This window comes from Dactylosporangium sp. NPDC005572 (assembly GCF_040605515.1).
Lineage (GTDB): Bacteria > Actinomycetota > Actinomycetes > Mycobacteriales > Micromonosporaceae > Dactylosporangium.
This window is the reverse complement of record NZ_JBEXCY010000323.1, coordinates 1-9,231: the sequence shown is the minus strand read 5'-3', so window position 1 is coordinate 9,231 and position 9,231 is coordinate 1. Positions and strand designations below refer to the sequence as shown.

Annotated in this window: 7 protein-coding genes and 2 tRNA genes; 3 read left to right on the top strand and 6 right to left on the bottom strand. The window is 71.8% G+C overall.

From position 1 onward, the window contains the following. Positions 1-254 precede the first annotated feature (254 nt). Together ABZS66_RS58375 and ABZS66_RS58370 are read left to right on the top strand one after the other, a co-directional pair. Positions 255-345: transfer RNA gene (locus ABZS66_RS58375), tRNA-Ser, on the top strand. Between the two features lie 36 nt (positions 346-381). Further along, positions 382-454 (top strand) — tRNA-Arg (locus ABZS66_RS58370). A gap of 344 nt (positions 455-798) precedes the next feature. On the opposite strand, the gene ABZS66_RS58365 is transcribed toward ABZS66_RS58370, so the two are convergent. From ABZS66_RS58365 to ABZS66_RS58345, 5 genes are all read right to left on the bottom strand, one after another. Continuing rightward, on the bottom strand, positions 799-1,473 hold the full coding sequence (locus tag ABZS66_RS58365; protein ID WP_354773105.1) for a hypothetical protein: 675 nt from the start codon (positions 1,471-1,473) through the stop codon (positions 799-801). Positions 1,474-1,588: 115 nt separating this feature from the next. After that, positions 1,589-3,178 carry a hypothetical protein gene (locus tag ABZS66_RS58360; protein ID WP_354773103.1) on the bottom strand — a complete coding sequence of 530 codons (1,590 nt, stop codon included), beginning with the start codon at positions 3,176-3,178 and terminating at the stop codon, positions 1,589-1,591. Continuing rightward, positions 3,175-4,068 carry an ABC transporter ATP-binding protein gene (locus tag ABZS66_RS58355; RefSeq protein WP_354773101.1) on the bottom strand — a complete coding sequence of 298 codons (894 nt, stop codon included), beginning with the start codon at positions 4,066-4,068 and terminating at the stop codon, positions 3,175-3,177. Before ABZS66_RS58355 ends, ABZS66_RS58360 begins: the two co-directional genes overlap by 4 nt. After that, positions 4,065-4,901 carry a hypothetical protein gene (locus tag ABZS66_RS58350; protein WP_354773099.1) on the bottom strand — a complete coding sequence of 279 codons (837 nt, stop codon included), beginning with the start codon at positions 4,899-4,901 and terminating at the stop codon, positions 4,065-4,067. Before ABZS66_RS58350 ends, ABZS66_RS58355 begins: the two co-directional genes overlap by 4 nt. Continuing rightward, the gene (locus tag ABZS66_RS58345) at positions 4,898-5,440 is read right to left on the bottom strand and encodes an RNA polymerase sigma factor (protein ID WP_354773097.1); all 543 of its coding nucleotides are present in this window, start codon (positions 5,438-5,440) and stop codon (positions 4,898-4,900) included. Before ABZS66_RS58345 ends, ABZS66_RS58350 begins: the two co-directional genes overlap by 4 nt. Before the next feature lie 155 nt (positions 5,441-5,595). Here ABZS66_RS58345 and ABZS66_RS58340 point away from each other — a divergent pair, with 155 nt between their 5' ends. Continuing rightward, positions 5,596-7,668 carry a hypothetical protein gene (locus ABZS66_RS58340; RefSeq protein ID WP_354773095.1) on the top strand — a complete coding sequence of 691 codons (2,073 nt, stop codon included), beginning with the start codon at positions 5,596-5,598 and terminating at the stop codon, positions 7,666-7,668. Positions 7,669-7,727: 59 nt separating this feature from the next. Here ABZS66_RS58340 and ABZS66_RS58335 read toward each other — a convergent pair. Next, the coding region (locus ABZS66_RS58335) for a hypothetical protein (protein ID WP_354773093.1) at positions 7,728-9,231 on the bottom strand (1,504 nt) is incomplete at its 5' end.

The following is a 9,231-nucleotide window of genomic DNA, read 5'->3' as shown; positions in this document are numbered from 1 at the left end:
GTGTCCGCTTTTGGCGGTTTATTGGCTTTTCGCGGCGGCGGGCTGGCGTCCTCTCCCATCTGCAAGAGCGTAATGGCCAACAGCCGCCCGCGCCGGGTGTGACCGACGCCATCCCCGCGTCGACAGTGGCCGTCGTCACATCCGAGCCGGGCCCCAGGTCAGACCGGCCGCCCGCGCGGGAGGCGTACCCGCTTTGCCGGGGGATCGGGCGGGCCTGTATCCTCGTACGGCGGTCACCGGAGACGGGGACTGCTGGAGGCTTCGCCTAGTTCGGTCTATGGCGCCGCACTGCTAATGCGGTTTGGGTCTTAAAGCCCATCCCGGGTTCGAATCCCGGAGCCTCCGCGCAAAACCCGGTGTGTACACTGGGCCGAGCACCGAGCGCCCGTAGCTCAACGGATAGAGCATCTGACTACGGATCAGAAGGTTAGGGGTTCGAGTCCCTTCGGGCGCGCAACATCAAGAGGCGGTTGACCTGCGGAAACGCGGTCAACCGCCTCTCTTTGTCTGTCCACTGTAGAAGCCGGCGGAACACTTGCGCCGGCCCGCCCGCCGGGTAGCGCTCAGCCGGTGTGCGACACCCCCGCCCACCGGCTACGCAACGTCACGGCGAACGGTCGGACCGGCGTTTGGGTCGGCGTGATGACAGCGCGTCCGTTCGAGTCGCGGGTGGACCAGCCCGTCGGCTCGTTGCACCGAACTGCCGATGGGCGAACGCGGGCGGCATCGCCAGCAGCCGTCCGCGTGGTCCGGATCGACCCGGGTTCGCTGGTCAGGGCGCCGGCGCCGCCCATGTGGTCAGGCAGAACGGGGTGCGGTGGTGGGACTGGCGGTCCGGCGGCGTGCCAGCGGCGGCAGCGTCGCGGCGGCGACCACGGTGGCGAGGCAGCAGGCGAGCAGGAGCGCGAGGCGATCGTGGGCGGCGTCCCACTCGGAGCTGGTGACGGTGACGAACACGATCAGCCGGCGCGGGGCGAAGGCCAGGGCGGCGACGGCGACCAGCACGACCGGTGCCGCGGCCGGGCTGACGACGCCGCGGGGGGCGAGCCGCCAGGCGACGACCGCGGCGGCCACGGCGATCGCGCCGAACGTGGCGGCCTCGATGGTCAGGCCGGCCAGGGGAAGGTTGTCGCCGGTGCCGTGCTCGGCGCCCGCGACGGTGGTCGAGTAGGCCGCGGCCCACCAGGCGGCCAGAGCCCCGCCGGCGGCGCCGGCACGGATCGCGATGGTGTGCCAGGCGGGAGTGGGTGCGGTGGCGGTGGTGGGCTTCGCGGGGTCGTCGAACAGAAACGCGAGACCGACCGCGGCGCATGCCATGCCGAGGCGGAGCAGGGTGGCCAGGTTGTCGGGGCTGAGCGTCACCGTCATCGCGGCGGGCACGGTGACGATCGCGAGCCCGGCGGCCATCGCGCCGAGGAGTGGGGTGTGACGGGTCGCCCGCAGCGTCGGCCACACCAGCGCGAGCCGCTTCATGCCACCTCAAGGCGGAGCGTGGCAGCGCCCGTTGCGAACCGGTCGGACCCGGCGACCGGGGCGTGGGGCCGGCGGCGGGCCGGGCGGTGGATGGCGCAACGGAGCGGGACGCGGGTCAGATGGTGCATGCGGGACGCTCCTCGGGTGAGGGTTGCGGGGCGAGCGGTAGGCCGGCGAGCGCGGCGAAGCGGTCCGTCGGCGTGGCCGGGTCGGTGAGCTCGGTCCAGTTGGCCGCGAACAGGGCGGCCATCTCGGCGTGCGGGCGGCCCAGGGCGGCAAGGCCGGAGGCGGCGTCGTGGTCGGGGACCGAGACGCCCATGAAGGTGGTGGCGTCGGTGAAGACGAGGGCGCCCCAGCTGGAGGCGTCGAGGTCGCGCAGGCCCGTGGCGGTGCCGGGGGTGGCCTGGCCGACCAGCCAGACGAGCAGGGCGCCGCGGGCACCGCAGACGGTGCCGGTGGGGGCGAAGGCGCTGCCGGTCATGAGGCGGAGGGCCACAGCGGCGGCGAAGGTGGCCTCCGATCGGCCGTCGCCCCAGGTGGTGCTGACCGGGATGGCGGCGGGGGTGCCGGCGGCGGCCGCGGCCTGCTCCCAGGCGGTGTTGCGGCCGGTCTCGTCGGCGACGTTGCTGCTGGCGCCGCCCGTCGGGTAGCCGTAGGCCCAGACGCGCTGGCGGACCGAGAGCGGGGTTGCGGCGACGGTGGCGGGGGCAGGGCGGCGGACGCCCCGGACGACGGCCTCCCAGCCGGGGATCCAGGGGGTGAAGTCGGTGAAGGCGCAGTAGGTGACGTCCCCGCGGCGGTGGCAGGCCTGTGTGGCGGCGGGGTTGGCGGTGGCGGTGATGGCGGCGCGGCGCAGGGCGTCGTCGGTGTGGAACTGGGCGGCGCCGGCGGTCGCGGTGAAGGCCGTGGCCAGGGTCAGGGCAGCGGCGAGGGGGCGGCCGCGGACGCCGGAGCGGGCGAGAGCGGCGACGGCGACGAGCGCGGCGAGGCCGGCCAGGTAGGCGAGGTGGCGCAGCGACGGGCGGTCGACCAGCTCGGCCGGCAGAGAGAAGGGCAGGTCGGTGAACATCACCGGCAGCAGGAGCCGCAGGACGGTGTTGCCGCGGGCGGCGGCGACCAGGGCGACGAACGCGGCGACGGCGAAGCCGAACATTGCCAGCGGCGCAACGATCGCGGAGCGCACCAGCTTGGCGAGCAGGACGCCGACGGCGGCGAGGAGCAGCACGACGGCCGGGGTCGTGGCGAGTTCGGCCGGGTCGATGCGGCCGGCGGCGCCGGGGAGCAGGGCGAGAGCCCCGATGCGGGCGGTCACGAGGGCGGCGACCACGGCCGCATACGGCAGCGCGGCGAGCAGGAACGCGCCGGTGCGCCACGGGTCGGGCAGGACGAGGGTCGAGTAGAGCGCGTCGGTGTGATGGCGGTGGGCGCGCAGCACGTTGAGGTTGGCCACGATGAGAGCGCCGCCGCCGAGGACGAAGATGCCGAGGATCTGCAGGTCGACGGCCTTGTCGTGCAGGACTGGATAGCGGTCGGTGGTGCCCGTGGCCAGGTCGTAGATCCATGGGGAGACGAAGAGCAGCAGCGCCGCGATCGTCAACGGGTGGCGCAGGAACCGCACGGACTCGACCCTGGCCAGCGCCAGCATCGCCCGGCGGCGGGGCACCCGGGCGGGGGCGCTGACGCGTGGTGCGACAGCCGTGGTCACGAGGCACCGTGCAGGTCAACGAGCATGAGGTAGCCGTCCTCGATCGTGGGTGGGAGGAGTTCGGCGCCGGGGGGCGGGTCGCCGACGTGGCGGTGCAGGCCGGTGCCGGTGCGCCAGGAGGCGAGGGCCCGGGGTTCGCGGGTGGCACTGGTCCAGACGCGGCCGTCGGCCAGGGCAGCCAGGGCGGCCGGGGTGCCGGTGAAGCGGACGGTGCCCTGGTCGATGACGACGACCTGGCGGCACAGGGACATGACGTCCTCGGTCTGGTGGGTGGACAGGAGTACGGCGCGGTCCTCGCCGAGGTCGGCGAACAGTTCGCGGAAGCGCATGCGCTGCTGGGGGTCGAGGCCGACGGTCGGTTCGTCGAGGATGAGCAGATCGGGGTCGCCGACGAGGGCGGCGGCGAGGGCGACGCGCTGGCGCATGCCGCCGGACAGGGCGCGGATGCGGGTGCGGCGCTGGTCGTCGAGGCCGACGGTGGACAGGACGCGGCGGACCTCGGCGTGACGGTCGCCGCGGTGGGTGAGCTCCTTGAGGATCGCGACGTAGTCGACGAACTCGAAGGCCGTGAAGCCGGGGTGGAAGCCGGGGTCCTGGGGCAGGTAGCCGAGACGGCGGCGCACGGCGAGCCGCCCCGGGCCGGTCAGCGGGTCGTGGCCGAGGACGCGCAGTGAGCCGGTGTCGGGGGCGAGTGCCGTGGCGAGGATGCGCAGCAGCGTGGTCTTGCCGGCGCCGTTGGGGCCGAGCAGGCCGGTGACGCCCGGGCCGAGGGTGAGGGTGACGCCGTCGAGGGCGGCCTTGCGCCCGTAGCGCAGGGTCAGGCCGTCGGCCTGCACGGCGGCCGTGGTGCCCGGTGGGGTGGTGGCCGCGGCGGCCGCGTCGATGCTCATCGGGTCCTCCTGGTGGTGATGCGGGGGAACAGCCGGGCGGTGTCGAACGCCGACGCCCGCCTGGCCAGGAGCAGGGCGGCAAGGACGGCGGCGACGGCGGTGCCGGCCTGGCCGGCGGCGGTGAAGAGGGACCCGGCCGCGGCGACGACGAGGCCGACCCAGCCGGCGCCGACGGCGCAGGCCGCGGCGACGGTGCCGAATCTCGGGGCGAGTAGCAGGGTGAGCACCGTCAGCGCGAGCGACGGCAGGAACCAGCCGGCGGCGCCGATGCCCTCGTCGGGCAGGCCGAGGCTGGCCAGGGCGCAGAGCACGGCGTTGGCCGAGACGACCGCGGCGCAGCGCAGCAGGAGCAACCGGAAGGACCGGATCGGCGCGACGAGGGCGATCTCATAGGTGGGGTCGATGCCGGGGCCGAACGACACCGCGACGCCCAGCAGCGGCAGCAGCGGCGCCGCGGCGAGGAACACGAGCGGGTCGGCGAGCCGGGCGACCGCGGCGGTCATCGCGAGCGTCAGGGCGATCGCGACCAGCCATGACAGGCGCAGTGCCGGGGTGGCGGCGAGCAGCCTGGCCGTGTGGTCGGGCACGCCGAGGCGCAGCAGGAGCCGCTCGACCAGGCCGGGAACGGGTGCGTCGAGAGCGGCGTCGACGCGGGCCCAGCCGTCGTCGAGCAGCCGCGGCTCCGCGGCGGTGGTGAGCCGGTCGCGGCAGGCCGCGCAGGCGCCGAGGTGGGCCTCCGCGGACCAGAGCAGCGGGCCGGCGAGCCCGCCCTCCGCATAGGCGTGCAGGTCCTCGTCGTGCAGGTGCCAGGTGCCGATGTTGCGCTGTCTCATGCCAGCTCCTGCCTGAGTTGCCGGCGGGCCCGCATCGCCCGCGTCTTGACCGTGCCGGGCGGGATGCCGAGCAGCACCGCCGCCTCGGCGGTGGTGAGGCCGTCCAGGACGGTGGCCTGCACGACCGCCCGCAGTTCAGGCGAGAGCCGGGCCAGGGCACCGGCAAGGTCGCCGTGCTCGACGCCGTGCAGCACCTGTTCCTCGGCGGACGGCTCGTCCCGGCCGCGCAGGCGGGCCAGGAGGCGGCCGAGCCGGTGCCCGGAGCCTTGGCGGCGCAGCGCGTCCACGAGCCGTCGCGAACCGATACGCCACAGCCAGCCGGTGACGTCGCCCTGGTCGCGGTAGCGCGCCGCTCCCCCGTGCCACAGGTCGAGGAACGTCTCCTGGACCACGTCGTCGACCAGGGATTCGTCAGCACACCGATACCGCAGGCGCAGCGTCAACCAGACGGCGTGCCGCCGATAGAACACCTCGAACGCCGCCCGGTCACCGGCGGCGGCCAGCGCGAGCAGGTCGGCGTCCTCAGATCTCTCCCTCACACCTCATCATCGGATCGAAGCCGCCGATCGGTTCACAGCCGACGAACGTCTCCCCATTGCGACGCCGTGATGATCATCGTTAAGGTGCTCCTGCTTTACACCACCGACCGATGTACAGCGGGAGTCGCATGCGTCTCTTACGGACGGTTACGGTCATGCTCGGAGCGATCGCTCTTGGGGCGGTCGCCCTACCAGCGCAGGCGAGCGCGCAGCCGGTCGCCCCGTACAACGTATTCACCGTCAACGGTTTCTACAGCGCCGCCATCGACAACAGCTCAGGCCATGTCTGGATCGCCTCGTATCCGCATGACACGGGAAATGAGACGGTCGTGGTCCACGGCGACTCGAACACACCCGGCGCGAGCGCCACCATCACCAGCCCGCCAGGGCAGAAGATCACACCCGGCACCTACCCGACCACTCCGACCGGCGGCACGGCCGGCACGTACCGCCTGGAGCTCGACGCCACGGGCTATGAATGCAGCGGGAACAGCGGAACGATCACCATCCGGTCGGTCACCCACGACAGCGAGGACAAGATCACCTCGTTCGCGGCGTGGTACCGCACGTCGGGCTGCGGCTTCAACGGGCTGGGCACGTGGGGCGAGATGCGCTTCAACTCGAACGTCGGCTACGTCGACGCGGCGCAGAGCACGACAAACCTGCTGGGCCACGGAGTGGGGGTGGGGCTCGGCCAGCACGGGCCGGAGCAGACCGTGACGTTCACCGGCTTCGGCAGTGACCCGATCCAGTTCGGCGCGGTCTCGTTCGAGGGCCCGGCGGCCGACTCGTTCGGCGTCGGCGTCAACACCTGCACCGGCCGGGCGCTGACCTACGGGCAGACCTGCTCGGTCAGTCTGTACGGCAGACCCACGGCGCTCGGCCAGTTGACGGCGGTGTTCAAGATTGCCGACAACAGCGCCCGGGGTTTCCACGCGGTCTCGGTGCTCGAGCTCGGTCGCAACACGGCGGCGGGCAACTTCTTCCCGAACGAGCCGGCCCGGATTCTCGACACGCGGCTGGGCACCGGAGCCCCGAAGGGCGCACTGGGCGCGCAGAAGACACTGTCGCTGCAGATCCCCCGCCTCGACCGCGTCGACGTGACCAGTGTTTCGGCGGTGGTGCTCAACGTGACCGTCACCAACCCGACGTCGGCGTCGTATCTCACGGTGTACCCGTCGGGGACCACCCGTCCTACGGTGTCGAACCTGAACTTCACGGCGGGCTGGACCGGCGCGAACTCGGTGACGGTGCCGGTGGGCGCGAACGGGAAGGTCGACATCTACAACGCGGGCGGCTCGGTGGACGTCATCGCCGACGCGCTGGGCGTCTACCTGGGCCTCGACACCATCGGCTACGGAGCCGGCGGGCAGTACCAGCCGCACGAGACGACGCGGGTGCTCGACACCCGTGACCCGGGGTGGGGCGGGCCGCTGCCCGGCAAGTGGTCCCTGTCGTCGGTGATCGACTACGGCACGGCCATCAACCCGCACGTGCGGGCCGTCGCGGTGAACATCACCGCGGTCACCCCGACGATGGGCGGCTATCTGACCGCGTGGGCCGGGGGTCTGCTGCCGGTGGCCTCGACGTTGAACTTCACGCCGAACTCGATCGTGCCGAACTTCGCCGTGGTCCCGATCAGGTACTGCCAACGGGCTCCGAGCTGCTCCGGCATGCCGGAGATCACCATCTACAACGGGTCTTCCGGGTCGACGCACGTGCTGGTGGATGTCCTGGGATTCTTTGACGACGCCCAGATCGGTCCGGGCTTCCGGTTCCATCCGCTGACCCCGACACGGATCGCCGACACCCGCGTCAAGCTGGGCGGGGCAGGGACGCTGGGTCCGAGCCGCACGGCTACGCTCACCGCGCCGGCGTCGGCCGCGGCGGACGAAACCGGCGTGCTGGTCACCAACGTCACCGGCGTCAACAACGGCAGCGCGTGGACGTACCTGACCGCGTGGGCCAACGGTGACGCGCGGCCGACGGCCAGCAACCTGAACCTGGCGCCCCGCGAGGTCCGGCCGAACGCGGCATTCGTGCCGCTCGGGCCGAGCAACAAGTACAACGTGTACAACGCCGGGTCGAGCGTCGACGTGATCGTCGACGTGGCCGGACGGTTCGACTACTTCCCGTACCCGCTGCCGGCGGGTGTGACGGCTAGCAGCGCGCCGGCCGCGAACAAGCCTCCGACTGCCCGGCCGTCGTACCGGTACAGCCAGGGTTAGCGTCGTTCCGTACATATGACGAGGTCTCCGGTAGTTGCCTACCGGAGACCTCGTCGTTGCTAGAGCCGGTTGATCTGTCTCGGTGACTGTGCTGTCGGTGTCACCAGTGCCGGGTCTGTCGTGGAGGTGCTCCATCCGGACGGTGTCGAGGGTGGGTACTGGTAGAAGGTGCCGACGACGTCGACGACGATGTTGCAGTTGCCGCCGGCGTTGAAGATGTTGAACTTCTTGTCCTGGCCGATCATGGTCTGTACGGCGTTGGGTACGACCGATCCGGCGGTCGGGTTGAGGTTGGACGTGCCGGGCCTGCCGCTGCCGCTGGGCCAGACCGTCAGATACGTGGCCGTGGTCGGGAGGACCGCGGTCACGTTGGTCGCCAGCGCCCGGGTGTCGACGTTCGCGACCGAGCCCGGCGTCGTGATCGACGCGGTAGCTCCCGGTCCGAGCCGTGAGGGCCAGCCCTGCCCGCTGCGGGTGTCGGCGATCCGGGTCGGCACGACCGGCTCGAATCGCAGCCCGCCGGGCAGCGAACCGTTGTCGTAGAAGCCGACGATGTCGACGATGATGTGCGCGTTGGTGCTGGTGTAGACGCCGATCGAAGGCATCCCGCTGCCGGTTTGCGTCGTCGGGACCACGGCGAAGTTCGGCACGGTGGCGTTCGCCGTGTAGTTCAGCGTCGACGTGTTGGGCAGGCTGCCTGCGTAGCCGTTCCAGGCGGTCAGGTAGCCGCTTCCGGTCGGCGCGGTGGCCGTGATGTTGACCGCGAACGCCCGGACCCAGGGGTCGATGCTGCTGTTCCACGAGACGCCGGCGGTGATGTAGTAGCCGGCCGGGACCCGGCCGAGTCCCCAATCCCGGGTGTCGGCCAGGCGGATCGGCTGCGCCAGCGGGTGGTATTGCCCGCCGTCGTAGCTCGAGCAGCATTCGTGGCCCTGCGTGTAGTAGCCGTAGACGTCGGCAATGAGGTGTGCCGGGCCGCCGGCGTTGTAGAGGTCCACCTTGCCGTTGGCGCCGACCTTCACGGTGACCGAGTTGGCCCCGGTCCAGCCCTTGACGTAGTTGAGCGAGGAGGCCGTCGGTCGCGCCACACCCGACGGGTAGACCGTGACGTACCCCGGGCCGGCCGCCTCGGTGACGGTCACGTTCAGTACGACGGTCGACGCATCCGTGGGCACACCGCCCGCACCGGTGACCTGCAGGCTCACCACACCACCGTTGCCGACGACGCCCTTCGGCGCTCCCTTGCCGGAGCGGGTGTCCATGATGCGGTAGGGCGACATCGGCGTGTAGTTGCCACGGCCACTGTTGAATCCGTTGACGCCCAGGCTGATCCCCGTCGAACCGGCGGTGCTGTCGTCGGGTAGGGAGATCGACGCTCCGCCCGGGTTGGCTGCGGCCGGCCGCGTGACCGCGGTGATCGAGCAGGTCTGCCCCTTGGCCAGCGTCTTCAGGGAGCAGCCGTCGTTTGTGATCTTGAACCAGGCCGCGTCCGAACCGGTGATCGACGCCTTGCCGAAGGTGATCGGCATGATGCCCGCCCCGGTCAGGGTCACCGTTTTGGGC